26 protein-coding genes are annotated in these 25984 nt (G+C 64.0%); 9 read left to right on the forward strand and 17 right to left on the reverse strand.

Annotated features, from left to right (window positions below):
* The first annotated feature begins 205 nt into the window (after positions 1–205).
* Positions 206–2431 (forward strand): choline BCCT transporter BetT, encoded by a 2226-nt coding sequence (gene betT / locus KU43P_RS11805; RefSeq protein ID WP_317663277.1) that lies wholly within the window; start codon positions 206–208, stop codon positions 2429–2431.
* A gap of 172 nt (positions 2432–2603) precedes the next feature.
* Here betT and KU43P_RS11810 read toward each other — a convergent pair whose 3' ends face one another.
* The 5 genes from KU43P_RS11810 to KU43P_RS11830 all read right to left on the reverse strand — a co-directional run bounded on the left by KU43P_RS11810 (position 2604) and on the right by KU43P_RS11830 (position 6571).
* Positions 2604–3752 carry an aminotransferase class V-fold PLP-dependent enzyme gene (locus KU43P_RS11810; protein ID WP_317663279.1) on the reverse strand — a complete coding sequence of 383 codons (1149 nt, stop codon included), beginning with the start codon at positions 3750–3752 and terminating at the stop codon, positions 2604–2606.
* A 174-nt stretch (positions 3753–3926) separates the two neighbouring features.
* Complete coding sequence (locus KU43P_RS11815) at positions 3927–4490, reverse strand: nucleotidyltransferase family protein (RefSeq protein ID WP_317663281.1); 564 nt, start codon at positions 4488–4490, stop codon at positions 3927–3929.
* 31 nt (positions 4491–4521) lie between these two features.
* Entirely contained in the window at positions 4522–4797 is a 276-nt protein-coding gene (locus tag KU43P_RS11820; protein ID WP_317663283.1) for a metal-binding protein, read from the reverse strand.
* Between the two features lie 2 nt (positions 4798–4799).
* A complete protein-coding gene (ada, locus tag KU43P_RS11825) occupies positions 4800–5876 on the reverse strand; it encodes a bifunctional DNA-binding transcriptional regulator/O6-methylguanine-DNA methyltransferase Ada (RefSeq protein WP_317663285.1) in 1077 nt (358 codons plus the stop codon).
* An 80-nt stretch (positions 5877–5956) separates the two neighbouring features.
* Positions 5957–6571 carry a DNA-3-methyladenine glycosylase family protein gene (locus tag KU43P_RS11830; RefSeq protein WP_317663287.1) on the reverse strand — a complete coding sequence of 205 codons (615 nt, stop codon included), beginning with the start codon at positions 6569–6571 and terminating at the stop codon, positions 5957–5959.
* A 69-nt stretch (positions 6572–6640) separates the two neighbouring features.
* On the opposite strand from KU43P_RS11830, the gene KU43P_RS11835 reads away from it, so the two are divergent.
* A complete protein-coding gene (locus tag KU43P_RS11835) occupies positions 6641–6802 on the forward strand; it encodes a DUF2986 domain-containing protein (RefSeq protein ID WP_317663289.1) in 162 nt (53 codons plus the stop codon).
* A 39-nt stretch (positions 6803–6841) separates the two neighbouring features.
* Here KU43P_RS11835 and KU43P_RS11840 read toward each other — a convergent pair whose 3' ends face one another.
* From KU43P_RS11840 to KU43P_RS11875, 8 genes are all read right to left on the reverse strand, one after another.
* A complete protein-coding gene (locus KU43P_RS11840; protein ID WP_317663290.1) occupies positions 6842–8428 on the reverse strand; it encodes a sensor domain-containing diguanylate cyclase in 1587 nt (528 codons plus the stop codon).
* 15 nt (positions 8429–8443) lie between these two features.
* Positions 8444–8827: a tautomerase family protein gene (locus KU43P_RS11845; RefSeq protein ID WP_317663291.1), complete on the reverse strand. Its 384-nt coding sequence runs from the start codon at positions 8825–8827 to the stop codon at positions 8444–8446.
* A gap of 206 nt (positions 8828–9033) precedes the next feature.
* Positions 9034–9420: a RidA family protein gene (locus KU43P_RS11850; protein WP_317663294.1), complete on the reverse strand. Its 387-nt coding sequence runs from the start codon at positions 9418–9420 to the stop codon at positions 9034–9036.
* Between the two features lie 24 nt (positions 9421–9444).
* The gene (locus tag KU43P_RS11855) at positions 9445–10131 is read right to left on the reverse strand and encodes a DUF3726 domain-containing protein (protein ID WP_317663295.1); all 687 of its coding nucleotides are present in this window, start codon (positions 10129–10131) and stop codon (positions 9445–9447) included.
* A 2-nt stretch (positions 10132–10133) separates the two neighbouring features.
* Positions 10134–11828, reverse strand: a complete 1695-nt coding sequence (locus tag KU43P_RS11860; protein ID WP_317663297.1) for a hypothetical protein — start codon at positions 11826–11828, stop codon at positions 10134–10136.
* A gap of 27 nt (positions 11829–11855) precedes the next feature.
* Entirely contained in the window at positions 11856–13406 is a 1551-nt protein-coding gene (locus KU43P_RS11865) for a BCCT family transporter (protein WP_317663299.1), read from the reverse strand.
* Positions 13407–13458: 52 nt separating this feature from the next.
* Entirely contained in the window at positions 13459–14445 is a 987-nt protein-coding gene (locus tag KU43P_RS11870; RefSeq protein WP_317663301.1) for a dipeptidase, read from the reverse strand.
* 12 nt (positions 14446–14457) lie between these two features.
* A complete protein-coding gene (locus tag KU43P_RS11875) occupies positions 14458–15900 on the reverse strand; it encodes an aldehyde dehydrogenase family protein (RefSeq protein WP_317663302.1) in 1443 nt (480 codons plus the stop codon).
* 95 nt (positions 15901–15995) lie between these two features.
* Here KU43P_RS11875 and KU43P_RS11880 point away from each other — a divergent pair, with 95 nt between their 5' ends.
* A complete protein-coding gene (locus tag KU43P_RS11880) occupies positions 15996–16889 on the forward strand; it encodes a LysR family transcriptional regulator (protein WP_317663303.1) in 894 nt (297 codons plus the stop codon).
* Between the two features lie 5 nt (positions 16890–16894).
* On the opposite strand, the gene KU43P_RS11885 is transcribed toward KU43P_RS11880, so the two are convergent.
* Entirely contained in the window at positions 16895–17746 is an 852-nt protein-coding gene (locus KU43P_RS11885) for a sensor domain-containing diguanylate cyclase (RefSeq protein ID WP_317663304.1), read from the reverse strand.
* Positions 17747–17903: 157 nt separating this feature from the next.
* Here KU43P_RS11885 and KU43P_RS11890 point away from each other — a divergent pair, with 157 nt between their 5' ends.
* Entirely contained in the window at positions 17904–18668 is a 765-nt protein-coding gene (locus KU43P_RS11890; RefSeq protein WP_317663787.1) for a hypothetical protein, read from the forward strand.
* A gap of 50 nt (positions 18669–18718) precedes the next feature.
* Here KU43P_RS11890 and KU43P_RS11895 read toward each other — a convergent pair whose 3' ends face one another.
* Entirely contained in the window at positions 18719–20029 is a 1311-nt protein-coding gene (locus tag KU43P_RS11895; protein WP_317663305.1) for an MFS transporter, read from the reverse strand.
* An 89-nt stretch (positions 20030–20118) separates the two neighbouring features.
* On the reverse strand, positions 20119–21543 hold the full coding sequence (locus KU43P_RS11900; RefSeq protein WP_317663306.1) for an amidase: 1425 nt from the start codon (positions 21541–21543) through the stop codon (positions 20119–20121).
* 125 nt (positions 21544–21668) lie between these two features.
* On the opposite strand from KU43P_RS11900, the gene KU43P_RS11905 reads away from it, so the two are divergent.
* From KU43P_RS11905 to KU43P_RS11920, 4 genes are all read left to right on the forward strand, one after another.
* The gene (locus KU43P_RS11905) at positions 21669–22445 is read left to right on the forward strand and encodes an IclR family transcriptional regulator (RefSeq protein WP_317663307.1); all 777 of its coding nucleotides are present in this window, start codon (positions 21669–21671) and stop codon (positions 22443–22445) included.
* Between the two features lie 186 nt (positions 22446–22631).
* Positions 22632–23096: a hypothetical protein gene (locus KU43P_RS11910; RefSeq protein WP_317663309.1), complete on the forward strand. Its 465-nt coding sequence runs from the start codon at positions 22632–22634 to the stop codon at positions 23094–23096.
* Between the two features lie 64 nt (positions 23097–23160).
* The gene (locus KU43P_RS11915) at positions 23161–24000 is read left to right on the forward strand and encodes a DUF692 domain-containing protein (protein WP_317663311.1); all 840 of its coding nucleotides are present in this window, start codon (positions 23161–23163) and stop codon (positions 23998–24000) included.
* Entirely contained in the window at positions 23993–24727 is a 735-nt protein-coding gene (locus KU43P_RS11920) for a DUF2063 domain-containing protein (RefSeq protein WP_317663312.1), read from the forward strand. The genes KU43P_RS11915 and KU43P_RS11920 overlap by 8 nt, the downstream gene beginning before the upstream one ends.
* Positions 24728–24746: 19 nt before the next feature.
* On the opposite strand, the gene KU43P_RS11925 is transcribed toward KU43P_RS11920, so the two are convergent.
* The gene (locus KU43P_RS11925) at positions 24747–25226 is read right to left on the reverse strand and encodes a GNAT family N-acetyltransferase (RefSeq protein WP_317663314.1); all 480 of its coding nucleotides are present in this window, start codon (positions 25224–25226) and stop codon (positions 24747–24749) included.
* Between the two features lie 126 nt (positions 25227–25352).
* Between KU43P_RS11925 and KU43P_RS11930 the strand changes: the two genes are divergently transcribed.
* Entirely contained in the window at positions 25353–25979 is a 627-nt protein-coding gene (locus KU43P_RS11930) for a LysE family translocator (protein WP_317663315.1), read from the forward strand.
* Positions 25980–25984 lie beyond the last annotated feature (5 nt).

The raw sequence follows: 25984 nt of genomic DNA on the forward strand, positions 1-25984 counted from the left end.
GCTTTCCATGGCGTCAGCACGCTTGGCCACCCCAACCCACGCACTTGCGCCGGCGCCGGGCGAGCCTGCCTTGGGGGGCTGCTGTCCCAGCGCGCACATGTGCGCGTGCAATCGCATGAAACAACCGAATGGATGGAATTCGCTCCCCCTGTGACGCAGGCCTGATCAGGCGGAGTTGAATGAAGTACGCAACAGGAGAAAGCTCATGCCCTTCGTACCTCCCAAGGATCAACACTGCAACGGTGACGATCCGACCACTTCAACGACTGCTGGGCCATGCGTGAAGCCGATGCCAGCACTCGAGCGCAGCAGATTCGGCGGCACGACTCGCCGCCCTGGGCGACCAGGCGACGCTGACGATCCTCCCGTATCTCGCAGTGACCTCAGCAAAGGTCACGACCAATTGGTCGTACATCAGGAGGCGCGCATCAACTGGCGCGTCCTGCTGATTTCGTCAATCGTGATCCTGGTGTTTTCCATTACCACGATGCTCATGCCTGATGCAGCACGCTCGGCCATGAAGCGGACCACCGACTGGATTGCGACGAACCTGGGTTGGTACTACGTGCTGACGATGACCCTGGTCATCGGCTTCGTGCTGTGGGTCGCGTTTTCCAAGGAAGGGGACGTGCGCATCGGCCCTGACCACTCGCGGCCGCAGTACAAGCTAGTGACCTGGGTCGCCATGCTGTTCGCCGCAGGGGTCGGCATAGACATGCTGTTCTATTCGGTCACCGGCCCGGTCGTACAGTACTTGCACCCGCCCAGCGGCGAAGGCGGTACTGCCCAGGCCATGCAGGACGCGGTCATCTGGACCATGTTTCACTATGGCATCGCAGGGTGGGCGATGTATGCCCTGCTAGGTATGGCAATGGGTTACTTCGCCTATCGGTGGGACATGCCGCTGTCGATTCGCGCCGCGCTCTACCCGCTGTTTGGCAAACGCGTGCGTGGCCCCTTGGGTGATGGCATCAGCATCATTGCGCTGGTCGGCACCGTGTTTGGAGTCGCCACGTCGATGGGTATCGGTGTGGTACTGCTGAGTGTTGGTTTCTCGCTGCTATTCGCCCTGGAACAAGGCCTCTCATTACAGATCGCATTGGTGATGGGTGCTGTAGCGCTTACCATCGCGGCCACCACCTCCGGGGTTGACCGAGGCATCCGCTGGATCGCCGAGTTGAACCTTTGGAGCGCCGTGGCGATGATGCTGTACATCCTGATAACAGGGCAGACGGCGTTCTTGTTGAATGCACTGGTGTCGAACATCGGTCAGTTTCTCGTCACCTTTCCGGCGCGCACATTCCAGACGTTTGCCTACGAGCCCGACGGGGCCGGCTGGATGGCGGGGTGGACGTTGTTTTTCTGGGCCTTCTGGCTGGCCTGGGGGCCATTCGTCGGCGTGTTCCTGGCGCGAATCTCGCGAGGTCGCACCTTGCGTGAATTCGTCCTGGCGGCGGTCACTGCGCCGGTGCTGTGCGATTTCATCATTGTCTCGCTGTTCGGCAACAGCGCACTTTTTCAGGTGCTTCAGGGCAACACCGAGTTTGCCACGCTGGCGATGGACAGCCCCGAGCGGGGTTGGTATGCACTGCTTCAGATGTTCCCGGGCTCAATGTTTCTGATTGGTCTGGCAACGCTGTCAGGCTTGCTGTTCTACCTCACCAGCGCCAACTCCGGGGCGATGGTGATGTCGAACTTTTCAGCAACGATTCCCGACCCTTCCCATGACGGCCCGAGCTGGCTGCGGATCTTCTGGGCCTTGCTCACGGCCATGCTCACTGTGGCGATGCTGGTCGCAGGCGGGGTCACGACCATGGAGTATGCAACGCTGATTTTCGCGCTACCGGTGACGGTCATCGCTTATCTGGTGATGGCATCTTTCTACAAGGTATTGCGCATGGAACGTGCCGAGCGTGAAGGGCGGGTGCTGCGACGGCCCTCGATGGCGGCTAGCGGGGGGCATGTTCCGGAGCGCTCGTGGAAGCAACGGCTCGAGCACCTGCGGGCGTATCCATCGCTGCACCAGGTCACCCAGTTCCTCAACCGAACAGTCGGGCCAGCGCTGGACGAGGTCGTCGCTGAATTTCGCCACCAGGGCTATCACGTCACCCGGGAAAGCCTGGTCAATACAAGCGGTATTGGGGAACCGTTGCTGCGGGTATCGATGGACAGATTCCGTGACTTCCATTACCACGTCGCCATCGTCGAGGCGCCTGTGCCCGTGTTCAGTGGCCGCATGACGCGCGAGATCGATGTCTATTACCGTTTGGAGGTGTTCACCCAGACGGGGTCTGGTGGTTATGACTTGATGGGCCTGACCAAACAGCAGGTCATAGATGATGTGCTCAATCGCTATGAGGCCCACTTGGCATTCCTTGTCTTCTCCAGCGAGAACGCCACCGCCTCTGTGCTGACCCCCAGGCAGTCGTAATGCTGTCCTAGGCATCGCGCGCAGCGCTCGATCTAACAGGCATCAAATCAGCGCCCCGGATGTTGGCGGGCGCTGAATTCATCAAACGATGGACGGATCTCTTTCCTGAATGAGCATTGAGATTGATAGCTATGTGTTATCAGTCAGGTATGCACCGCTCAATCCCGCCCTGTCACTTAGCGTTGGACAGGGGGCAGATCACTTCGTCCAATGCCTGTTCAAGGGTGCTGACCGTGCGCTCGATATTGTGCAGTTTTTCAAGCCCGAACAGACCGATCCGGAAGGTCTGGAAGTCGGCCGGTTCGTCACACTGCAACGGCACTCCTGCGGCTATCTGCAGGCCGTGTTCTGCAAATTTCTTACCGTTCTTGATGTCGGCATCATCGGTATAGCTCACCACTACGCCCGGCGCCTGAAAGCCGGCTGCGGCCACGCTTTTGATGCCTTTGCCAGTCAACATGGCGCGCACCCGATCGCCCAGAGCCTGTTGTTCATCGCGGACGTTGTCGAAACCGTAGGCTTGCATCTCGTTCATCACGTCGTTGAAGCGCGCGAGAGCATCGCTGGGCATGGTCGCATGGTAGGCATGTCCGCCTTGTTCGTATGCCTGCATGATCGCAAGCCACTTTTTCAGGTCGCAGGCAAAACTGCTGCTTTGCGTCTGCTCGATGCGCTCGAGCGCCAACGCACTGAGCATCACCAGCGCGCAGCAAGGGGAAGCGCTCCAACCTTTCTGTGGGGCGCTGATCAGCAGGTCGACTGCACACTTCTGCATATCAACCCACAGCGTGCCTGAGGCGATGCAATCCAGCACGAACAGGCCCCCCACTGCATGCACGGCGTCGCCAATGGCTCGCAAATAGTTGTCGGGCAGGATGATGCCGGATGACGTTTCGACGTGGGGGGCGAAGACGATTTGTGGCTTGTGCGCCTCGATGGCCGCCAGCACTTCGTCCAGAGGCGGGGGCGCGTAGGCTGCCTGGCGGCCCGTCTCGACCGGTCGGGCTTTCAGCACCGTGGTAGCGGCCGGGATGTTGCCCATCTCCAGGATCTGGCTCCAGCGATAACTGAACCAACCGTTGCGGATCACCAGGCACTGCTGGCCGGTGGCAAACTGTCGCGCTACCGACTCCATACCGAACGTTCCGCTGCCTGGCACCACTGCAACACCCTGGGCGCTGTAGACCTGTTTCAGGGTCTTGGAAATGTTCTTCATCACGCCTTGAAAGGCCTGCGACATATGATTGAGCGAGCGGTCGGTGTAGACCACCGAGTACTCGACCAGCCCCTCAGGATCAATACTTGGATAGAGCTTCGACATGCGGTGACTCCTTTGGCAGAGATGTCATTGGTATGGACCCTGTCCTATGCCTTGGCAAATGGGCAGATTGATCGGGCCTGTTTGCAGGTATCGAGATAGCCTCTACACCAGCGCTGTACAGATCCGCTCGAAGCCGAGGGAAAGCGCTGGTGATGCCTTGCACCCAATGAAGTCTCAGTTTTCTTGAAGCGTCAACCAGGGCCAACGCGCCCGATAACTGTCGGCCTTGGCCTTGAACAACTCGGGCTGCGGGTTCAACGCGTTCATCCTGAGCAGGTCACGCTGAAGCTCGTCCAGCCCATGGGTGCTGTACAGCTCACCCGTGCCCACATCGATACCCAGGCAGGTTGATCGGATCAGATAGCGATCGATGCCATCCGTGACCTGCTTCAACGCCGGGTAGCCGGCCCCGAATTTCGCCTCATACCACAGGTGCACGCGGGCCTGATTGCGTATCTCAACGTTGACGCCAAGCTGGGCGCAGGCCTGGTGAACGCTAGTGATCATGCGGTCTTCGGCTTCCCACGATAGGTCTTGGTCGAAGTAGGCGATGTCGTAGTCCTTGATGCCCCATTCGGCAGGCTGCCCTGATCGATGGTTCCAGTAGGTCTGGAACAGGCAGCCGGCCACGAGCATGCAATGGGGTATCTGCAACGTGGGCAAGATGGCCAGCAAGGCTCGGTTGATCGAATTCTCGTGGATGATTGCCCGTAAGCGCTCGCTGCTGAGTGCCTGCATCGTCTACCTCCCTGCTGTTGGCTGTGCGCGCTCATGCGCGTGGCGGCTGGGTGCGCTTCCACAGCCGATAGGCGTCGGGCATGCAGACAGCACAGGGTCGATATCCTGCCGCAAGGGCGGAAGGTTCGTCGAGAAAGAACACCCGCTGTTTCACATAGCCACCGCGCGCAATGGCCTGCAAGGCCACACGGCAATCGAGCCTGCCGTAGCGCTTGCCGCCGCGGTGGCCACCCAGGGTGCCGGGCTGGGCGCTCAGCAGGGGCTTGCCGTCGCTGCCCAGCAAAAACCAGATGCGCGGCCCGGCCATAATCAGTGGCCAGACTCGCGCTCGAGCAACTCGCGCTTGCGCTCCACGCCCCAGCGATAGCCGGAGATATCACCGTCGCGGCGTACCACCCGGTGGCAAGGGATCGCCACCGCGATGTGGTTCGCCGCGCAGGCTTGGGCCACGGCCCGCACGGCTTTAGGTGCGCCGATGCGTTCGGCGATGTCGCTGTAGCTCGCCGTCGAGCCCGGTGGGATCTCGCGCAGCGCCTGCCAGACGCGCTCCTGAAACGCGGTACCGCGGATGTCCAGCGGCAGGTTGAGGCCCAGAGAGGGCGCCTCGATGAAGCCCACGATTTGCGCTATCAACGCTTCGAACTGGCGGTCGCCACCGATCAGCTGGGCCTTGGGGAACTGGTCCTGCAGATCGGTCAGCAGGGCGTCCGGGTGCTCGCCCAGAAGGATTGCGCAGATGCCGCGCTGGCTCTGGGCGACCAGGATCGCGCCCAGGGAACACTCGCCGATGGCGAAGCGGATCGTGGTGCCCACGCCGCCATCCCGATAGGCCTTCACACGCATGCCCAGCAGTTGCTCGGAGGCGGCATAGAAGCGGCTGTTGGAATTGAAGCCGGCGCCGTAGATGGCATCCGTCACCGAGGTGTCGGCCTGGCCCAGCTCTTCGCGCAGCTTGCGGGCGCGGGTGGCCGAGGCATAGGCCTTAGGCGTCAGGCCGGTCTCTGCTTTGAACACGCGGTGAAAGTGGAATGCACTGAGGCCCAGATGTGCCGCCAGCTCGTCGAGCGTGGGCGGTGTCGGCGAGCTATCCATCAGGCGGCAAGCCTTGGCCACCAGCGCCGCACGCTGTTCGCTCGCGCGGGTTTGGTCCCGCGAGGCGCGTTGGCTAGGGCGAAAACCTGCCGCCTCGGCCTGCTGCGCATTGGCGAAGAACAGCACGTTTTCGCGCTTGGGGCGGCGGGCCGAAGAGCTGGGGCGGCAGTACACGCCGGTGGTACGCACGGCATACACGAAATGCTCGTCCGCGGCGGCGTCGCGGGCCTGCACGGCGGCCCAGCGTTGTTCATCTGTGCCAAAAGGGGCGCTGGATGGCTTGGGCTGGATCATGACGCAATCTCGCTAAGGTCGAAGTGGAGCCAGTGTAGAAACCGCTGGCAGCGCAAGCACTCCGGTTCTTGCGCTCGAATTCACCTGGTTTGCGGCACCCGCCATAGGTACCAGGCCGCAGTGGTGCGGTAGGGGCTCCACTGCTCGCCGAGCTCGCGCATCTGCCGCGGCGTCGGTGTTTTTTCCAGGCCTTTCAGGCGACGGTAGCCCTCGCGTACGCCAAAGTCGTCGACCGGCAGGATATCTGCGCGTTCCAGGCTGTAGATCAGGAACATCTCTACCGTCCAGCGGCCAACTCCTCGCAAGGTCACCAGGCGCTCGATGAGTTCGCAATCGTTCATCGTTCGGGCGTCGGCCAGCGATGGCACCACCTCATCCAGGCGCGCCTGGGCGATGGCGCGGATGGTCGCCAGCTTGCTCGCGGAAAAACCGCAGGCCCTTTGCAATTCGGCGTCCGTGGCCAGCAAGGACTCAGGGCCCGGAAAAGCCTGGCCCGGGTAGAGCGCGAGAAAACGCCCCAGGATCGCATCCCCGGCCTTGACGTGCAGTTGCTGGTAGGCAATGGCGCGAATCAGCGCCTCGTAGGGTTCACGGGCCGGTTTGGTTTCATGGCGGCAGGGGCCGATGGCGGCGATGTGGCGAGCCCAGTCGTCGTCCAGGCCCTGCAAGAACGTCGCGGCATTTGCATTAGTCACGGCGGGCGCTCCAACAGCCAGCGTTAACAGTGTAGGCTGCAAGCGTATCTCTTTTTTACCGAGCACCCCATGAATCGCCGCAAGAAAATCAAACAGCTGATGCAAGCCCACGCCAAGAAAGCCAGCGCCAAACTAGCCCCGCGCAGCAAGCCCAAGTACATCTGCAAGGCGGACCGCCTGAAAATGGCCGAACAGGCTGCGCTCGAGCCCGCACCCACTGAAGAAGCCTGAAGTGAAGAAGGGCCGGAAACTTCGTGCCTCGCCGCAAGTTCATTGGCCTGAAACCGAGCCCTGCGTTGGGCTCGCTGCCACTACCCGATTTCGGCCAGTCTGTTTTGCCAGGTACAGGTGCTCATCGGCGCGCTTGAGAATGTCGGCGCTGCTCACCGTGACGGCGTCCTTGCAGGCGACACCGATGGAGATCGTCAAGGCACCGACACCGTCAACCGGCGTATCGGCAATACTTTGCCGGATGCGCTCGGCCACCTGAGTGGCGGCTGCCAGGCTGGTATCCGGCAGCAGTAGCACGAATTCCTCGCCGCCAGCGCGGCAGGCGAGGTCGATGGCCCTGGAGGCGTTCTGGATAAGCTGTGCGATCTGTTGCAAGGCCCGATCGCCGGCATCATGGCCATGGACGTCGTTGACCCGTTTGAAATGGTCGATGTCCAGCGCCAGCGCGGCATAGGGCCGGTTGCTCCGATCAAGATCTGACAGCGTTGCATCCATGGCCCGGCGATTGGCAAGGCCGGTCAATGGGTCGCTCAAGGCCACCTGGTTCAACTGGCCCATTTCTTTGTGCATCAGTTGCACGCCTTTGAGCAGCGCGTGGCGAATCGCTCCGGCCTCGGCGTACCAGCCCCGCACAGCCGCCAGGCGTCTGGGCGTTTCCGGGGCAGAAAGATCAGCGGCGATCCTGGCGAGCTGACGCAACGGCCGGGTTATCAGGAAGGTGCCCGCCAGAATCAGCAGCAGGCCCAGCGTGCCGGCCGGCACGATCTTGAGCAGCATCTCGCGCATCAGTTGGCGCAAGGGGGCCAGTGCCTGCTTTTCAGGTTGCTGGGCCACCACCGCCCAATCGGCTTCAGGCACATAGGCATAGCCGGCAAGCATGGGGATGCCCTGGTAATTAGGCGCGGCGAGTTCGCCTGTCTGCCCTTGTAATGCTGCGTTCATCGTCGGGCTGTTGGTGATCACCTGGCCAATCTGCTCGTGGTTGGGGTGATACAGCAAGCGGTGGTTGCTGTCGGCGATGAACGCATAGGTACCGTCGCTGTAGGCGTGATGGCTGATCAGGCCGTGCATGACGCCATGTTGCTGCAGGTGGATCGCCCCCCCGATCACGCCGAGAAACTTCCCGTTGCGGTCCAGGATAGGCCTTGAGATGAATACGATCAGCTGCCCTGTTGCGGACGTGTAGGCCTGGCTGACCATCGGCTGGTGTTCTGCCAGTGCATGCTTGACCTCGCTAGACGTCAGCGTGCTGCCGAGCACGCCGGGTATGTCGGGATGCAGGGCCAGGACCTGGCCCTGGTCATCGAGGATCATCACCACATCGAGTTCTGAATCCTGGGCCTGCAAACGCAAGGCTTCGTCCTTGAGCACGGCCGGTTCGTCGAAGCGGTCGGCCACGCGCAGGCTGCTGAATTGCAGGCGGTTCTGCGCCGAACGCAGGAATTCGCCAATGCTCGAGGCGACCTTGGAGGCGTAGGCGCGGTTCGATGCCAGGGTCGAGCCGATCAGAGCGTCCCGTTGCACGCCGTAGGCGACGGCCAGGCAGATACCGAGCGTGGCCAGCACCGCCAGCAGCACGAAGATCATAGTCAGGCCGCGCAGGCCCAGGAATTGGCGATCAGGCATGTTCGTCCGCCGGGTTCAGAGCGCGTACTGCGCGATGCCATTACCGAACGACCAGTTCTCCTTGCGCACCTCGACCAGGTTGATGAAGACATCTTCCGGGCGTACTCCGGCCTCACGTTCGAGCCCTTGGGCGATGGCCAGGTACAAGGCTTTCTTCTGATCGACGGTACGCCCTTCGCTGAGGGTGATCTGGATGAACACCTGGCCATCGGTGCGCTGGATGCCCAGGTATTGCGGGTCATTCACCAGTTTTTCGCTGTCATGCTCGGTGAGCACCTGGAAGTTGTCGTGTTCGGGCACATTGATGGTTTGGCGCAGCGCACCGTAGACCACCTTGCCGAGGGTTTGCAGGTGAGTGGGGTTGGGCTGGCGTTTGATGTCGATGCGTACCAGTGGCATGTCGGGCTCCTTGAAGGGGGACGATGCGAGGTGCGGGGTTGGCATTGCGACAGTAACGATAGCTGGGTGAAGCAGAACCCTCCAAAAGCTCGCGATTCCTGTGGGAGCCGGCTTGCCGGCGATAGGGCCCGAGCAGACATTCAGCGTGGTCTGCCCCGGCCTCATCGCCGGCAAGCCGGCTCCCACAAGGGATGTGTGTGTAATGTTTAGTTTGCGCGGCAGGGCACACAGGCATAGACCACCAGTTCCACCAGCATCTCTTCCCGGGCCAAACCGGCCACCACCACTGCGGCGCGGTTGGGGTAGGGCGCCTGGAAGTACTGGCCATAAAGGCTGTTGACTGTCGCCAGGTAGCTGCGGTCGGTCACATAGATCAGCACCTGGGTCACATCGTCCAGCGACGCGCCCGCCGCCTCCAGGGTATGGCACAGGTTGTCGAGGGTCTGGCGGGTCTGGGCCTCGATGCCGCCGGCCACCACCTGGCCCTGGGCATCGATGGGGATCTGCGCGGTGTACAGCGTGCCGTTGCCGACGACGGCCCATTCCAGAGGCGCCTTGGAGGCATACAAGTCGGTCTTGATGGCATGTTTCATTGAAAGGTTCCTGACAAGGGGCATTCAGTCGACATCGCTACCACCGCCGGCGCCATGGCGGCGCGAGGCTTCGGTGCTTTCGACCAGGATCTGTTCGGCGAACTGCTTCAACCGCTGCCAGGTCTGCTCGTGCACCTCGAAGCCCTGGTTCAGCGTGGCCAGGTTGGTGGCGGCAGTCGCTGCAGGTTGTGTCGGCTGGCTGAACAGCACCGTGATGCTCTGCTCTGCGCCGGTTTCGGTGTCTTCGCTGTACAAGCCGGGGCAGGTGGCGCCAGCGGCAAACGTTGCCACGTGCCGCTGGCGTGCATCGCCCCATTGGGCCCGCACGTCCAGGCCACGTTCGGCCGCCTGGCTCAGGTAGCCGAGCAACAGCAGGCGGTTATGGCAATGCTGGATACGCAGCACCGCCTGGCCGTCGCGCAGGGCCTTGCCCAGCGCCAGTTCCACCACGGTCGCGGCGCAGCGCAGCACGCTCTGGCCCTGGGCGTCGATCACCAGCAGTGCGCTGTCTTCATGGCTCAGGGTGTAGGGCCGCTCTGCCTCGCTCTGCAGGTAGTCCAGTGCCTTGGCCAACGTGCCCGTGCCGTCCAGCCCCTGCTGGTGCAGCCAGCCGACCAGTTCGGCGGCGTCTTCGCAGTCGCCGACGGCAAAGCCCATGCCCTCGAAGGCCTTGCGGCACATCACCTGGATTTCGTTGAGGGATACGCGCATGTTCAGAAGCCTCCCTGCGGCATGACCGCGAAGTTCCAGTCGTCGTCGAACGGCAGGCCGATCTCACCGACCAGGGGCGCGCCCTGGAACAGCGTGATGCGCACCCAGCGGCTGGATTTGGGGTCGAACTTGCCGGCACCGAAAAACGCCAGTTTGCAGCGCAACAGGTGGATCGGCAGCATGTCCTCGGCCAGCAGGTTGGCGCGGATCTCGCCATAGCCGGTGCGGGCCATGCCTTGCAGGCGGCGGACCGTGCCCTTGAACCCCGGCTGGGCAATCAGGAAGTGCGCCGTCAGCGCATGGGGCTGCGTGCGCAAGTGGGTGATCAGGGCGCTGTGACAGCGCTGGATATTACGCGCAATGCCCAGCTGCATTTCCTTCTCGGCACCTGGCTCGGTGCGGCGCATGCCCAGGCGCGGTTCTTCTTTTTCCGCAGAGCGGTACCAGAAGAAATGCTCGGCCTCGCCCTCGGCGAAGTCGTAGGCCAGGGCCCAGGCGTAATGCTGTTCGATCAGCTCACACAGCTGCCCCAGGGGCATCTGCGCATCCAGTTGGCAGCCTTCGACCACCCCCATCTGCTCGGCCAGCGGCGTGACCTGCTCGGGGTACAGCTCCAGCAGCAGGCTCACCAGCAGTTCCTGGCAACCCACCCCGGCATGGGCTTCGCTCCACGCCTGCAGGCGCTGCCAGAGGCCAGCGTTGCAGGGTTGGCTGTCGAGCCAGGCGGTCAGCCGGGCAAGCTCGGCCAGGGTGTGCTGGTCCTGGTCATGCTGACGCTGATCCTCGGTACAGGTCTGTTCGAGGTGCGCGTGGGCCCTGGAAAGCAGCGAGCGCAGCCGGGCGAGTCGTTCAAGCGTGGGGGCTTGCGCGAGCACCTGGGCCAACGCGGTTTCCCGCGTGGCGATCCAGCGCTCGACCAGTTGCGGGTGGTTGATCAGAAAGGGCGCCATACCCAGCCCGGTGGCATTGCCCACCCCCAGGTAACGCTGCAGCGCAGGCGCCAGCGGCACCGCCCGTTGCGGGGCGAGTGCGCGGGCCATGTGCTCGATCTGCTCGATGCTGAAGTGGCGCAGCAGGTAGACCGTGAACATCTGCGCGCTGAACGGCTGATCGAAGTCCGAGTTGCCTTGCAGGCAGGCGAAGTCGGCGATGCCGAACTTGCCGTTGCCATACACCGCAGTGGTGCGGTAGAGGTAGCCGACCTCGGCGAGCTGGCGCGGGTCGGGCTGGTTGCCCTCGGCCAGTGCCGCCAGGAAGCGGTCGAAATTGCGCAGGCTGCGGTTGGCCCGAGACAGCACCAGCACCCGGGCATCGAAGCGGCCGGCCTCCTGCAGCGGCACATTGCGCTGCAGGTCGGCCAGTTGCGCCTCGTCCACGTCGCCTGCCACCAGCACGAAGGCCACGTCCCACTGGTCGGCGATCACTCGGTCGCTGCGCTTTTCCGGCGGTAGGTAGGCCGAGAAGATCACGCAGTGGTAGTGCGCGTTGGGCGTGTCGATACGGTAGATGGCGGTGCCGAAGCCGTTGCCGTCCAGGTCGAAGCGGCTGCGGCTGATCTGCCAGCGTTGGTTCATCATCCGCCGCATGCTGCTGCGCACGAAGCTCAACGGGCTCTGGAAGTGGCTGCCCAGGCGGGCCAGGTCCATCACCTGGCTGGCCGGGCGCAGCCCGGAGGGTGCGAACGCGGGGTTGCTCATTGTTGTTGTACCTGCATGCATCATGGTTCAGACGCCTTGTTCGCGGGCCATGTGCCGGGCGATGCGCACGGCATCCCACAACGCTGGCAGGATCACCAGCGACACCGGCACCGCGGTGATGACGATAAAGGATTGCAAGGCCGTGACACCGCCCGCGCCGATGGTGATCAGCACCACCGCCGCCAGGCCCATGCCGATGGCCCAGAAGCCGCACAGCCATTTCTTCGGTTTGTCGTTGCTGGACATCGCCAGGGCCACGGTGAAGGCCATGGCGTCGCCGTTGGTGGCCACCGATATGAAACTGAGGAACAGGAACAGCGCGCTGATCAGGCCGCCCAGCGGCAGGTTCTGGGTCACGCCCAGCAGCAGGTCCTCAGGCTGGGTGCCATGGGCGGTGACGATCCCTGGCGTATGCAGCTCCAGGCCGATACCCGTGCCGCCGACCACGGTGAACCAGAACATGGTCACCAGCGGGGCGATGATCGACAACGTCATGATGATCTCGCGAATGGTGCGGCCCCGCGAGATCCGTGCGACGTACAGCGCCACCATGGGGGCGTAGCCGATGAACCAGCCCCAGTAGAACACCGTCCACCAGTCCAGCCATTTCGGGTCGGCGCGGAACAGCGTCATCGGGATGAACTGCTCCACGTGCAGGGCAAAGGCCGCCGGGAAGCCGCCGAGGATGAACAGCGTCGGCCCGCACACCACCATGAACAGCGCCAGGCCGATCATCAGCCACACGTTGATCTCGCTGACGAAACGGATGCCCTTGAGGCCCACCAGGCAGGACACGGTGTACATCGCCGTGACCAGCACGATGGTCAGCGATTGGGTGACGATGCCATTGGGCACCCCCCACACCGCGTGCATCGCGCTGCTGATCTGCAGGCCGAGGAAGCCGATCGGGCCGATGGTGCCGGCGACCACCGCGATGATCGAGGTGGCATCGGCCAGGGTGCCGATCGGCCCCTTCAGCGCTCGTTCGCCGAACAGCGGGTAGAGCAGGGTGCGCGGAGCCAGGGGCAGGCCCTTGTCATAGTGCAGGTGCATCAGCACGATCGCCAGCAGGCTGCCGAGCACCGCCCAGGCGAGGAAGCCCCAGTGCACGAAGGACTGCGCCAGCGCTGCGGTGGCCGCCGCCTCGCTGTGCGGCTGCACACCGACGAACAGTGGCGGTGGGCTGGCGAAGTGCATCAGCGGCTCGGCCGCCGCCCAGAACGCCCCGCCACCGGCGAGCAGTGCGCACATGATCACCGCGATCCAGTTGAAGGTGCTGATGTCCGGGCGCTGGTCGACGCCGCCCAGGCGCACCCGCCCGCAGCGGGAAAAGCCAATCACCAGGCTGACCGCGAAGGTCGCCAGCATCAGCACCTGCCAGTACAGGCCAAAGAACTTGGTCGACCAGGCGAACAGCGTGTTCACCAGCGCCGATACCGCCTCGATATCGACCAGCGCCGCCAGCAGGAACGCTGCCAGGAAACCGCCGCTGATCACGAACAGCGGCCAGTCGATGTCCCGCGCCAGGGGCAGGCCCATGGCCTGGCCTTCAGCCTGCAGGGTGGTTGGGTTTTTCATGAAGCCTCCGGAACCTGCGTTGTTGTTATTGTTGATGCTGTCCGTGCGGGGCTCAGGCTTGCGGCGTGCTGGTGGTTTCCAGCAGGCGCAGCCAGTTCAGCCCCATGATCCTGCGTACATCGTCTTCGGCAAAGCCCCGGGCACGCAGGCCCCGGGCGATGTTGGGGAAGTCGCGGCTGTCGCGGAACCACTGCAGCGGTTCCGGCCAGTTGGCGTTGTCCTTGGAACCTTCGCCGTAGTCCTTGTCCTTGCTCCAGCGGCCGTTGCGCATCCATTCCAGCACCGCCAGCGGTTGTGCCTGGCACAGGTCGGTGCCGATGCCGATGTGCTCCACGCCCATCAGGTCGGCCGTGCGTGCGACCATGTCGCAGAAGCTCTCCAGGCTGCACGCCGAGGCGTCCTTGAGGTGGAAGGGGTAGGTGCTGAAGCCCAGCAGGCCACCGGATTCGGCGATGCCGCGCAGCACTGCGTCGGACTTGTTGCGCTTGGCGGCATGGAAGCTCGACGGGTTGGCATGCGAGACGATCACCGGCCGGCTGGACAGCTCGATGGCCTCCAGGGTGCTGCGCTCGGCGCTGTGGGACATGTCGATCAGCATGCCGACCCGGTTCATCTCGGCGATCACCTGGCGGCCGAAGCGGCTGATGCCGTTGTCCTCGCGCTCGTAGCAACCGCTGGCGAGCAGGCTCTGGTTGTTGTAGGTGAGCTGCATGACGAACACGCCCAGCTGGCGGAATACCTCGACCAGGGCAATGTCGTCCTCGATCGGCGAGCAGTTCTGGAAGCCGAAGAAGATGCCCACCCGGCCTTCCTGCTGGGCCAGGCGGATATCGCCGGCGCTGCGCACCGGGCGAATAAGCTCGGGCCAGGTTTCGAAGCGCCGGTTCCACTCGCCCAGGCGTGACAGGGTTTCGCGGGCGTTCTCGTGGTAGGCGATGGTGGCGTGCACTGCGCTCAGGCCACCGGCCTGCATCTGCTGGAAAATTTCCGGGCTCCAGTTGGAGTACTGCAGGCCGTCGATCATCAGGAGGTCGTTCATGGTGCTCATCCTTCAAGGCCGCAGGTAGGTGGTCTTGACCACGGTGTAGAAGTCACGGGCGTACTGGCCCTGTTCGCGGGGGCCGAAGCTGGAGGCTTTGCGGCCGCCGAACGGTACGTGGTAGTCGGTGCCGGCGGTGGGCAGGTTGACCATCACGCAGCCGGTCTGGGCGCGGCGCTTGAACTCGCTGGCATGGCGCAGGGACTGGGTGATGATGCCGGCGGTAAGGCCGTAGACGGTGTCGTTGAGCGTGGCCAGGGCTTCTTCGAAGCCGCTGACGCGGATCACGCAGGCGATCGGGCCGAACACTTCCTCGCGGTTGATGCGCATGTCGTTGCGGGTACCTGTGAACAGCGCCGGGCGCATGTAGTAGCCGTCGCTGTCCAGTTGCAGGCGCTCGCCGCCTTCGATCAGGGTGGCGCCTTCGGCCTGGGCCAGGCGCAGGTACTCCAGGTTCTGCTCCAGTTGGCGTGCCTCGGCCACCGGGCCGATCTGCACCCCGGCGTGCAGGGCGTGGCCGACCTTGAGCTGGCGCATGCGCAGGCGCAGGGCTTCGACGAAGCGATCGTGGATGCCGTCGCAGACGATCAGCCGCGACGACGCTGTGCACTTCTGCCCGGTGCCGAAGAAGGCGCCGTTGAGTGCGCATTCCACCGCCAGGTCGAGGTCGGCATCGTCCATCACTACCAGGGCGTTCTTGCTGCCCATTTCCAGTTGGCAGCGCACCAGGTTGCCGGCTGTGGCGACCGCCACGTGGCGGCCGGTCTGCAGCGAACCGGTGAAGGTCAGGGCATCGATGTCGGGTGATTGCACCAGGGTTTCGCCGACGCTGGCGCCGCTGCCCATGACCAGGTTGAAGGTGCCGTCCGGCAGGCCCTGGCGGCTGATGATCTCGGTCAGCGCCCAGGCGCTGGCAGGCACCAGGTTGGCCGGCTTGAACACCACGGCGTTGCCGAAGGCCAGTGCCGGGGCGATCTTCCAGGCGGCGGTGGCCATGGGGAAGTTCCACGGGGTGATGATGCCGACCACGCCCACCGGTTCGCGGTGCACCTCGATGTCGATGCCGGGGCGCACGGATGCGGCGGTTTCGCCCAACTGGCGCAGCACTTCGGCGGCGTAGTAGTGGAAGAACTGGCCGCTGCGGTGCACTTCGCCGATGCCTTCGGCCAGCGGTTTGCCTTCTTCACGCGAGAGCAGTTCGCCGAGTTCCGCCTTGCGAGCGATCAGCTCGTCGCCGATGGCCATCAGCACGTGCTGGCGGGCTTCCAGGCCGCTGGCGGCCCATTGCGGTTGTGCGGCGCGAGCGGCCTGGATGGCGTGCAAGGTCTGGTCGGCGCAGGCCTGATGGTATTCGCCGATCAGGTCGCGGGTGTCCGAGGGGCTGTGGTTGGCGACGGTGGCCTGGCCTTCGCACCACTGGCCATCGATGTAGTTCTTGTAGGTGTTGTGTGACATGGATGAAAGCCTCTGTTTGCCTGGCCTTCATCTTGCGAGCAATATGGGTCAAATAAAAATTAATAAAAAAAATGCTTTGATAAGGAACGCTAACCATGTTGCCCGAGTTGAAGATCGCCCAGTTGCGCTACTTCGTCCTGGTCGCCGAACTCAAAAGCTTTCATGCCGCCGCCCGCCAAGCTTGCCGCACCCAGCCCGCGATCTCCCTGGCGGTGCGCGAGCTTGAGCAGAAACTCGACCAGGCGCTGGTCGAAAAGGGTGGGGGCAGGGTGGAGCTGACGCCGTTCGGCGAGCACTGCCTGCCGCTGTTTCGCGGTTTGCTCGAACAGCACGACCGCATCGCCCGCGAAGTGACCCTGCTGGCCCACCATGAAATCGGCCAGGTCAGCATTGCCACCGTGCCTTCGGTGGCCAGCCGCCTGCTGCCCGGGCCACTGGCGCGCTTCGTGGCCGAGCACCCGAACGTGCAGGTCAGCATTCAGGATGCTACCGCCGAACGGGTGCAGCAACTGCTGGCTCAGGGGCAGGTGGATTTCGGCATCAGCAGCCTGTGGCTGGCCGATGAACAGGTCGATTTCGCGCCGATCCTGCACGACCAGGTCGGCGTGGTGTGCCGCGCCGACCACCCGCTGGCGCAGGCCGGCGAGGCCTTGCACTGGTCGCAGCTGAAGGGGCTGGCGATGGTGCGCAACGGCACCTCGCGGCTGCTGGAGGGCAGCGAAGCCGAGACGCTGCTGGCACACAGCCGCTTGTTCGTGTCCAACATGATCTCGCTGATCGCCATGTTGGAGCAGGGTGTGGGAATCAGTACCCTGCCTTACCTGGCGTTTCCCCTGGAAAACGAAAAACTCGCCTTCCTGCCGCTGGCGGCGCCGAAGGTCGAGCGCCAGATCGGCCTACTCACGCGCAGAGGGCGCAGCCTGTCACCGGCGGCGCAGGCCTTGCGGGTGTTCTTGCAGGCGCAAATGGGCCAGCAGGGTCTGGGCTGAGCAGGTCAGCCGTTAGCGGAGCGTCGCTTTTTCTGCCGGTACATGGCGCCGTCGGCATGGCTGAGCAAGGTGTCGGCATCCTGGCCGTCGACCGGGTAGCAGGCAATGCCGATGCTGCAGGACGGCATGGGCAGGCCGCCGCAGTCTTCGTCCAGGGGCGGCGCCATGGCGGCGAGAATCTGCGCGGTCTTCTCGGCAATGGCGCCGGGCGACTCCATCTCGGTGAGCAGCAGGGTGAATTCGTCACCGCCCATGCGCGCCACCGTGTCGTGCTCACCCATGCAGGTCTCCAGGCGCCGGGCCACCGCGCAGAGCACGCGGTCGCCCATGGCATGGCCATGTTCGTCATTGATGGCCTTGAAGTCGTTGATATCGAGAAACAGCAGCGCCAGTGGGCGTTGCCGCTGCAGCGCCCTGTTCAGGCGCTGGTTGAACAGCGAGCGGTTGCTCAGGCGGGTCAGCGGGTCGTGATGGGCGAGAAAACGCAGTTCTTCCTCGGCCTTGGCCTGGGCCGTGACGTTGCGCGCCACGCCGATGCGTGCGCCGACTTCCTCGGACCAGAAGGCTGACCAGAGAATGTGCACGATACCGCCGTCCTTGCGCAGGTAGCGATTGCGGAAATCGCAGTGGGGTTGGCCGTTCATCACCCGGATGATCGAGGCCCGCGTGGCCTCCAGGTCGTCGGGGTGCATGTAATGGGTGATCGGGGGGCCGATCAGTTCCTCGGCCTGGTAGCCAAGCAAGGCTTCGCAGGCGTTGCTGACGAACACGATCGTGTTGTCCCGGTCGACCACGAACACCGTGTCCAGCATCAGGTGGATCAGCTTGGGGTAGAGGGCTTGCAGGTCAACGGCCATGGGCGGGGGAGTCCGATAGCGAGGCTCGGTCGACGGCAGCATACACAGGGCTCGGCCCGCGCCACCAGCGGCTGACAGCAATTTTGTTCGGGGGCCTTCGCTGGGGCAGTGCTGAGGTATCATGCCAAACCTTGTCCCAGAGCCTGCCGTGCCTTTCATGACTGTCTTCTACCTGAAATTTCTCATCACCCCTACGCTGATGCTGGCCATTTCACTGGCGGCCAGGCGCTGGGGCACCAAGATTGGCGGCCTGCTCTCCGGCCTGCCGGTCACCTCGGCCCTGGTGATTCTGTTTCTCAGCCTGGAGCAAGGCGCCGAGTTTGCCCTGCAGGCGGTGCCGGGGGCGTTGGCGGGGCTGGCTGCGGTTCAGGCGACCTACTTGTTCTACTTCCTGGTCACCCGTCGGGTTTCAGCCTTGATCGGTTGCCTGGCAGCGTTGGCGGTGTACGCCGCCTGTGCCTGGCTGATGAGCCGCCTGGGCCTGGTGGCCGCGTCGGTGGCGGTAACGCTGGCGCTGCTCAGCGTGATCATCCTGGTCACCCGGCCAAAGGCAGAAAGTGCCCCGGCCAAGGTCGTGGCGTTGCCACGCTGGGTCATCCCCATGCGTATGCTCACCGCCACCTTGCTGCTGGTGGCGATCACGGCCAGCGCCGAGTGGCTGGGGCCGGTAGCCAGCGGCTTGCTGGCACCGATCCCGGTAATCGCCTGGCCTCTGGCCGTGTTCGCCCATGTTCAGGGCGGGCATCAGGAACTCGGGGCGATCGTGCGGGGCAATGCCATCGGCGCGGTAGGGGTACTGGGCTTCTACCTTGCCGTGAAAGCTTCGATCGAGCAGTGGGGCACGCTGCCGTCGGTTGCCACCGCCGTGGTGTTGGCGGTGGCGGCGACATTCTTGTTGGCGCGCTGGCTGGATAAGCGCTGAGGGCTGTGTCGTCAGGCGCCGGCGGCCCGTGCCGCGCGCCTGGCGGTCACTCAGGCGAAACTGGGCTGCAGCAGCGTGCTGCGCCGGCGTATCAGCACCATCACACAGGCGAACGAGATGAACGCCAGCAGTGAGTAGAACACCGCCAGGGGCCACCACTGGCCTGCTGCCTGGCCGGCGATCAACGTGCCCACCATCGGCGTGGTGCCGCCGATCAGCGCACCGCATGCCTGGTACGCCAGGGAGATGCCCGAATAGCGCTGGTACACCGGGAACACGTTGACGATATAGCCCGCGATCACGGCGTAGAAGGCCGAGGAGAACACCTTGGCCAGTGAGATGCCGAGGATGATCATCGTGTTCTGCCCACTGGATACCAGGCTGAACATCGCATAGGGCACCAGCATGCTGGCGCCGGAGGTCAAGAGCAGGAAGCGGCCGGCACCGACCTTGTCTGCCAGCCACGCCGCGATGGGCTGGTTGATCAGTTGAACGATGGCTACCACCGACAGGCACTCAAGGATCACCGAACTCTTGATGCCCAGGTACTGGGTGGCGTAGGCAATCATGAAGGTATTGGTGAAATAGGCCGAGGCAATGCCGATGCTGCAGGCGCCCATCACCAGCAGTATCAACGGCCAGGCATCGCGAACCACTGCCTTGACCGGCGATCGTGCGGGTTTTTCTTGTTTGGCCAGGGCCTCGAACTCCGGTGACTCATGCACGCCACGGCGGATCACGAAGGCCAGCAGCAACAGCAGCACGCTGCCCAGGAACGGCAGGCGCCAGCCCCAGGCATACAAATCGGCATCCGGCAGTTCGGTGATGAAGCGGAACACCATCAGCGACAGCACCAGGCCCGCTGGGCTGCCGAGCTGGGCGAACGAGGCGTAGAAGCTCTTCTTGCCTTCGGGTGCGTGCTCGCTGGCCAGCAGCACCGCGCCGCCCCATTCGCCACCCACCGCAATGCCCTGCAGGATGCGCAGAGCGACCAGCAGCACCGGTGCCAGCAAGCCGACCTGCTCAAAGGATGGCAGCAGGCCGATGCCCACCGTCGACGCGCCCATCAGCACCAGGGTGATAATCAGCGAATACTTGCGACCGAAGCGGTCGCCCAGGTGGCCGAAGATGACCCCACCCAGCGGCCGGGCGAGAAACCCCACCGCCAGGGTGGCGAACGACGACAAGGTGCCCACCAGTTGGCTGCTGCCAGGGAAGAACACATGGCTGAAGATCAGTGCCGACGCCGTGGCGTAGATATAGAAATCGAACCACTCGATCAGGGTGCCGAGAAACGATCCGGCGGCGGCGCGGATCGGTTGCCGCGCCCGGGTGGGCGACGCAGGGAGTGAGGTGGACATAGGGCTTCCTTTGACTGTTATTGGCATTGTTCAAAAGGCATCAAGCCGGCGTTGTGTCTGCGTCTGTCGCGCTTTGCCAGCGTTGCTGTTCAGCCCGCCAGCGGGCGGTCGACATAGGGTCGGTTGAGCGTTTCCAGCGCCTGGGCAAAGGCCAGCAGCCGTTGCTCGTCGCGATAGCGGCCGACGATTTGCAGCCCCACCGGCAGGCCCTGCTCGCTGAAGCCGCAGGGCAGCGACAGGCACGGGTGGCCGCTGAGGGTGATCAGCGAGCAACTGGTCATCCAGTCGATGTAGGTGTCCATCGGCTGGTCGCCGATCTGCCTGACGTAAGGCTGCTCCACCGGGAACGGCAGAACCTGGCTGACCGGGGCCACGAGAAAATCGTACTGCTCCAACAACGCCTGGGTGTCGCGGAACAGGCGGGCGCGCACGGCTTCGGCGTCGATCACGTCAACGGCAGTGAACTGCCTGGCTTGCTCGATGTTCCACACCACGGTGTCCTTGAGCAGGTGGCGGTGGGTGTCGAGCAGGTGGCGATAACCACTGGCGTAGGTCAGTGCGCGCAGCACCTGGAAGGCGCGGGCGCCGCCGCTGAAGTCCGGCTCGGCCAGCTCCACGCTGCAGCCCAGGTCGGCCAGACGCTGCACGCCGGCCTCGGTCACGGCGCGCACGGCCGGCTCCACGGGCAGGCCGCCCAGGTCCGGGCTGTAGGCGATGCGTGCGCCGCGGAAGTCGCCTTGCAACGCGGCGCTCAGGGGGGACGCAGCGGATTGCAGGGACAATGGATCGCGGCGGTCTTCACCGGCGATCACGCTGAGCAGCAGGGCCACGTCGGCCACGCAGCGGCCCATGGGGCCGGCCACCGTCAATTGGCCGAAGCTGTTGTTGTTGGGCCAGTTGGGCACGCGGCCGATGGAGGGGCGCAGGCCGACGATGTTGCAGAAACTCGCCGGGTTGCGCAGCGAGCCGCCCATGTCGCTACCGTCGGCCAGGGCCACCATGCCTGAGGCCAGGGCCACCGCCGCGCCGCCACTGCTGCCGCCGCAGGTCATGGCCGGGGCGTAGGGGTTGCGGGTGGCGCCGAACACTTCATTGAAGGTCTGCGAGCCGGCACCGAATTCCGGCAGGTTGCTCTTGCCCAGCAGGATCGAGCCGGCTTCCGCCTGGCGGCTGACGATCAGCGAGTCCTGCTTGGGTACATGCTCGGCATACACCTGCGAACCCCAGGTGGTGCGCATGCCGGCGGTGAGGAACGAGTCCTTGTGCGCCACCGGCAAGCCATGCAGCGGGCCGAGTGGGCCGCCCTGGGCCTGGTGGTCATCGGCGGCTGCGGCCTTGGCCAGGGCACCTTCTGCATCGACGGTGACCAGGGCGTTGAGTTGGGGGTTGTGCCGTTCGACTTGGGCCAGGCATGCCTCGGTCAGTTCACGGGCCGACAAATGCCCTGCGCGTATTTCAGCGGCCAGTTCCCAGGCGGGGCGTGTGGCCAGGTTGCAGGAGGGTTGACCGGGCATTCGAATCTCCTTAAAGTATCGCTCTGCAATACTAATTATTGTTTGGTGGTACTATGTATATGCCAGGTCGCGGGGCGCGGTCAAGATGGCCTATGCTTGGCTACCCGAATGGAGGCAAATCGAACGTGAGCGAAAAAGACGCGCGGCAGCAGCATCCGCAGTTCATCGAGACCCTGGAAAAAGGTATCCGCGTGCTGGAGATCTTCCGCGACGGCCAGCCTTCGCTGGGCCTGACCGAGCTGGCCGACGCCTGCGAGATGACCAAGAGCGCGGCCCAACGCTTCACCCATACCTGGTGCGAGCTGGGTTACCTGGCCAAGGACGAACGCTCACGGCGCTACAGCCTGACCCACAAGGCGCTGGAGCTGGGCTTTCTGTACCTCAACGCCTCGCCGCTGATCAGCCGCGCATTGCCCGCGCTCAAGCTGATCCGCGAGCGCTGCAACCTCACCGTCAACCTGTCGGTCCTCAGCGGGCACGACATCGTCTATGTCATGCGCATTCCAGGCCCCAACCAGACCCACGCCGAGATGTTGCCAGGCCGCCGTATGCCAGCCTGGTGTACCTCGGCAGGCCGCGTGCTGCTGGCCGACCTGCCGCCCAGCCGGGTGCAGACGAGCTTGGCGCAGGTGACGCCGGTGGCCTACACCGCGCAGACAGAAGTGGACCGCGAAGTGTTGTTCGAGCGGGTGCAGGAGGCTGGCCGCAACGGCTACGCGCTCACCCGCGACCAGGTACTGGTAGGGCAGGTGGGCATCGCTGCGCCGATTCGCAACGTGCACTTCCAGGTCGTGGCGGCGATCAACATCACCGCCCAGCTCAGTGCCTGGCCGGTGGAGAAGGTGGAACAGGAGCTGGTGCCCCTGCTGATGGAAGTGAGCCAGGCGGTGAGCATCGGCTGAGCCGCTGTATCACTGTGTATCTCGCATCCTGCAAGACCGCTTCGCTTACAAATCCCCCAGCCTCCTGATACGCCCCGGATACAGGCCTGAGGCCAAATGAGCCAGCCCGAACGAACAGCCAGACGGCGACGTTCCCTGGCGCATTTTGCCCTCGCGGCATGACCGTACCCATTCAGGAGCAGCACCATGACCCGTACCCAACGTACCAACAAGACCCGCCTCGGCCTGCTGGGCATCGCTTTGCTCGGTGGCATCAACCTCACCGCGTCTGCCTTCGCGGTCGAGCCACTGCCTCAGGGCTATCAGCTCGCCGCCGCGGAAAAAACCGGCGAGGGCAAATGTGGCGAAGGCAAATGCGGCGCCAGTGGCGCCTCGGCCAAGGCCACCCAGGCCGAGGGCAAGTGCGGTGAAGGCAAGTGCGGCGACGCTTCGTTCGCACGGACCGACAGCGACCATGATGGCCGGGTGTCCCGCACCGAACTGCTGGCGGTCGCCCCAGGCGCCAATGCCGAATTCGACGCGATCGACGCCGATCACGATGGCTACCTCTCCGAGGCCGAGGTGTACCAGTTCCGCAAGCATCAGTTCGATGCCAACGGCAAGCCGTTCCCCAGCGACCTCTACAGCAAGCTGAGCCAGGCCAGGAACTGACGCTCGCCGGCATCCTCCCCGGCGCCATGCCGGGGAGGGCACCTCACCCCAAGGAGCCTGCTCCATGACCACACCTTCCACCCTGCAGGGCGCCGGCCTTGGCCTTCGCCGTGCACTGCTGCCCGAACTGCTGGCCCTGGACACAGGGGCCGTGGATTTTCTCGAATGCGCCCCGGAAAACTGGATCGGTGTCGGTGGTGCCCATGGCCAAGGCCTGGCGCAGCTGGCCGAGCGCTTTACGCTGGCCTGCCACGGCTTGTCGCTTTCGTTGGGCGGCCCGGCACCGCTCGATCACGGCTTTGTGCGGCAGATTCGAGGGTTTCTCGACCGTCATCGGGTGGCGCTGTTCAGCGAACACCTGAGCTACTGCACCGATGACGGCCACCTCTACGACCTGATCCCCATGCCGTTCACCGACGAAGCCGTGCGCCATACCGCCCGACGCATCGGCGAAGTGCAAGACGCCCTGGGCCGGCGTATCGCCGTGGAAAACATTTCCTACTACGCCGCGCCCTATCAGGCGATGAGCGAGATCGACTTTCTCCGCGCGGTGTTGAGCGAAGCAGACTGCGACCTGCTGCTGGACATCAACAACCTGGTGGTCAACGCCTGTAACCACCGTTACGACGCCAGCCGGTTCCTCGTCCAGTTACCGCCTGAACGGGTAGCATGCCTGCACGTGGCCGGGCATTACGACGAAGCACCGGGGCTGAAGATCGACACCCATGGCGCGAGCGTCCAGGCCGATGTCTGGGCCTTGCTTGCCGATGCCTACCAGTACCTGGGACCGCGCCCGACCTTGCTGGAGCGCGACTTCAATCTGCCGCCGCTGCCCGATTTGCTAGAAGAGGTGCAACACATTCGCAACCTGCAAACCCCGGTAAAGGCGCTGCGCCATGGCTGACACCCTGCAAGCACAGTTGTTGTGCATGAGCCGCCATATCCGCGACCCTCAGGCCAACCCGCCGCCGCCAGGGGTAGAGGCACGGCGCCTGGCGGTTTACCGGCAGTTGTTCTTCGGCAACCTGCAGTCGATGCTGGCGGGGAGTTTTCCGGTGTTGAGGGCCTGCCTTGGGCCCGAGCAATGGCGGGCGCTGATCGAAGACTTCTACGCCCATCATCGTTGCCAAACCCCGTTGTTCACCGAATTGGCAGGGGAGTTGGTGGACTATCTGCACGCCCGTGCTGATCCACCGGGCTGGGTGGCGGAACTGGCCCATTACGAGTGGATCGAGACGGTGTTGCTGCTGAGCGACGCGTGCGACCCGGAAGACGAGACCACTGCCGACGTGCTGAATGACGTGCCGATGCTGTCCGGGCTGGCCATCCCGTTGGCCTATGCCTGGCCGGTCAGCCAGATCGGGCCGGGGCGCATCCCACCAGAGGTGCCGCAGGCGCCGACACGGGTGCTGGCTTACCGAGGCGCGGACCTGAAGGTGCACTTCTCGCGTTTGGCGCCATTGGCCCATGCGTTACTGGTGTCGCTGCAAGAGCAGCGCTGCAGCGGGCGTGACCATCTTGCTGCTCTGGCGCAGAGGGCAGGTGTCGAAGAGACGCAGATCGAGCCGCAAGGGCGGGCTTTGTTGAATGCCTTGCGGGCCCAAGGTGTGGTGATTGCGTTGGCGGGGTAGCCAATGTGGTCTGTTGCCCTTACCCCTGAGCAAACTGCCGCAGCTTCTCGCCATCGAGCCGATAGCGAATCCACTCATCCTGTGGCTCGGCCCCCAGCGACTGGTAGAAACCGATGGCCGGTTCATTCCAGTCCAGCACGCTCCACTCCAAGCGCCCACAGCCGTTCTCGACCGCCTCGCGAGCAATGTGCTGCAGCACCCTGCGCCCGGCACCGCCACCGCGTTGCTCGGGGGTGATGTACACGTCTTCCAGGTAGATGCCATTGCGCCCCAGCCAGGTCGAGTAGCTGTAGAAGTACACGGCAAACCCAATTGGCTGCCCATCGCGCTCGCAGATCAGGCTGTGCACCGTGCTGCCTTCCTCGAACAGGGTGCGTTCGATATCGTTGACGCTGGCGATCACTTCATGGCGGGCACGCTCGTACTCGGCCAGCTCGGTGATGAACGCCAGGATCTGCGCGGCGTCGGTGCGTACCGCAGGGCGAATGTTGAGGCTCATGCGTCTGTTCCTTGTGCTTCAGGGTTTAGCGGTACAGTAAGGTGTATCTACATATTTAACTATAACTGTACCGGTCGCAGGGCAGAGCGACTGCGCTAGTGTGACAGCACTTACAAGGATACTGGAATGCCTGCCATGCTTGCCTCTGCCGACCTGCTCACCGCCTTCGTGCTGTTCGCCTTCGTTTCTTCGATCACGCCAGGGCCCAACAACACCATGTTGCTGGCCTCGGGCGTGAATTTCGGCGTGCGCCGCTCGATCCCCCATGCCATGGGCATCAGTATCGGCTTCATGGTCATGGTACTGGCGGTCGGCCTGGGCCTGGGCGAGCTGTTCAAGGCCTGGCCGGTGCTCTACACCGTGCTGCGCTACGTGGGAGCTGCCTATCTGCTGTACCTGGCGTGGAAGATAGCCACGGCCGGGCCGCTCGGGGCCGACTCGCCCAACGCACGCAAGCCGATGGGGTTCTGGGGCGCAGCGGCGTTCCAGTGGGTCAACCCGAAGGCCTGGGTCATGGCGGTGGGCGCCATCACAACCTATACCCCGGCCCAGGGATACGTGACGAACGTGATCGTCATCGCCGCGCTGTTCGCGCTGGTCAACCTGCCCAGTGTCGGCATCTGGGTGATGTTCGGCAGTGCGCTGCGCCGGCTGCTGCAGAACCCGCGCAGGCTGATGCTGTTCAATGTCCTGATGGCCTTGCTGCTGGTGATTTCGCTTTATCCACTGCTCTTTGTAGAATCGGCGCCTTGATAAAC

This window comes from Pseudomonas sp. KU43P, from assembly GCF_033095865.1.
Taxonomy (GTDB): Bacteria; Pseudomonadota; Gammaproteobacteria; order Pseudomonadales; family Pseudomonadaceae; genus Aquipseudomonas.

Excerpts from the sequence above, each read along its gene's own strand:
- KU43P_RS11880 (WP_317663303.1), top strand. The coding sequence starts at position 15,996 with ATGTTGCCCGAGTTGAAGATCGCCCAGTTGCGCTACTTCGTCCTGGTC.
- KU43P_RS11870 (WP_317663301.1), bottom strand. The coding sequence starts at position 14,445 with ATGAACGACCTCCTGATGATCGACGGCCTGCAGTACTCCAACTGGAGC.
- KU43P_RS11895 (WP_317663305.1), bottom strand. The coding sequence starts at position 20,029 with ATGTCCACCTCACTCCCTGCGTCGCCCACCCGGGCGCGGCAACCGATC.
- KU43P_RS11920 (WP_317663312.1), top strand. The coding sequence starts at position 23,993 with ATGGCTGACACCCTGCAAGCACAGTTGTTGTGCATGAGCCGCCATATC.
- ada (WP_317663285.1), bottom strand. The coding sequence starts at position 5,876 with ATGATCCAGCCCAAGCCATCCAGCGCCCCTTTTGGCACAGATGAACAA.
- KU43P_RS11845 (WP_317663291.1), bottom strand. The coding sequence starts at position 8,827 with ATGCCACTGGTACGCATCGACATCAAACGCCAGCCCAACCCCACTCAC.
- KU43P_RS11835 (WP_317663289.1), top strand. The coding sequence starts at position 6,641 with ATGAATCGCCGCAAGAAAATCAAACAGCTGATGCAAGCCCACGCCAAG.
- KU43P_RS11850 (WP_317663294.1), bottom strand. The coding sequence starts at position 9,420 with ATGAAACATGCCATCAAGACCGACTTGTATGCCTCCAAGGCGCCTCTG.
- KU43P_RS11840 (WP_317663290.1), bottom strand. The coding sequence starts at position 8,428 with ATGCCTGATCGCCAATTCCTGGGCCTGCGCGGCCTGACTATGATCTTC.
- KU43P_RS11875 (WP_317663302.1), bottom strand. The coding sequence starts at position 15,900 with ATGTCACACAACACCTACAAGAACTACATCGATGGCCAGTGGTGCGAA.
- KU43P_RS11885 (WP_317663304.1), bottom strand. The coding sequence starts at position 17,746 with ATGGCCGTTGACCTGCAAGCCCTCTACCCCAAGCTGATCCACCTGATG.
- KU43P_RS11820 (WP_317663283.1), bottom strand. The coding sequence starts at position 4,797 with ATGGCCGGGCCGCGCATCTGGTTTTTGCTGGGCAGCGACGGCAAGCCC.
- KU43P_RS11910 (WP_317663309.1), top strand. The coding sequence starts at position 22,632 with ATGACCCGTACCCAACGTACCAACAAGACCCGCCTCGGCCTGCTGGGC.
- KU43P_RS11860 (WP_317663297.1), bottom strand. The coding sequence starts at position 11,828 with ATGAGCAACCCCGCGTTCGCACCCTCCGGGCTGCGCCCGGCCAGCCAG.
- KU43P_RS11925 (WP_317663314.1), bottom strand. The coding sequence starts at position 25,226 with ATGAGCCTCAACATTCGCCCTGCGGTACGCACCGACGCCGCGCAGATC.
- KU43P_RS11900 (WP_317663306.1), bottom strand. The coding sequence starts at position 21,543 with ATGCCCGGTCAACCCTCCTGCAACCTGGCCACACGCCCCGCCTGGGAA.
- KU43P_RS11810 (WP_317663279.1), bottom strand. The coding sequence starts at position 3,752 with ATGTCGAAGCTCTATCCAAGTATTGATCCTGAGGGGCTGGTCGAGTAC.
- KU43P_RS11915 (WP_317663311.1), top strand. The coding sequence starts at position 23,161 with ATGACCACACCTTCCACCCTGCAGGGCGCCGGCCTTGGCCTTCGCCGT.
- KU43P_RS11855 (WP_317663295.1), bottom strand. The coding sequence starts at position 10,131 with ATGCGCGTATCCCTCAACGAAATCCAGGTGATGTGCCGCAAGGCCTTC.
- KU43P_RS11890 (WP_317663787.1), top strand. The coding sequence starts at position 17,904 with ATGACTGTCTTCTACCTGAAATTTCTCATCACCCCTACGCTGATGCTG.
- KU43P_RS11930 (WP_317663315.1), top strand. The coding sequence starts at position 25,353 with ATGCCTGCCATGCTTGCCTCTGCCGACCTGCTCACCGCCTTCGTGCTG.
- KU43P_RS11865 (WP_317663299.1), bottom strand. The coding sequence starts at position 13,406 with ATGAAAAACCCAACCACCCTGCAGGCTGAAGGCCAGGCCATGGGCCTG.
- betT (WP_317663277.1), top strand. The coding sequence starts at position 206 with ATGCCCTTCGTACCTCCCAAGGATCAACACTGCAACGGTGACGATCCG.
- KU43P_RS11815 (WP_317663281.1), bottom strand. The coding sequence starts at position 4,490 with ATGCAGGCACTCAGCAGCGAGCGCTTACGGGCAATCATCCACGAGAAT.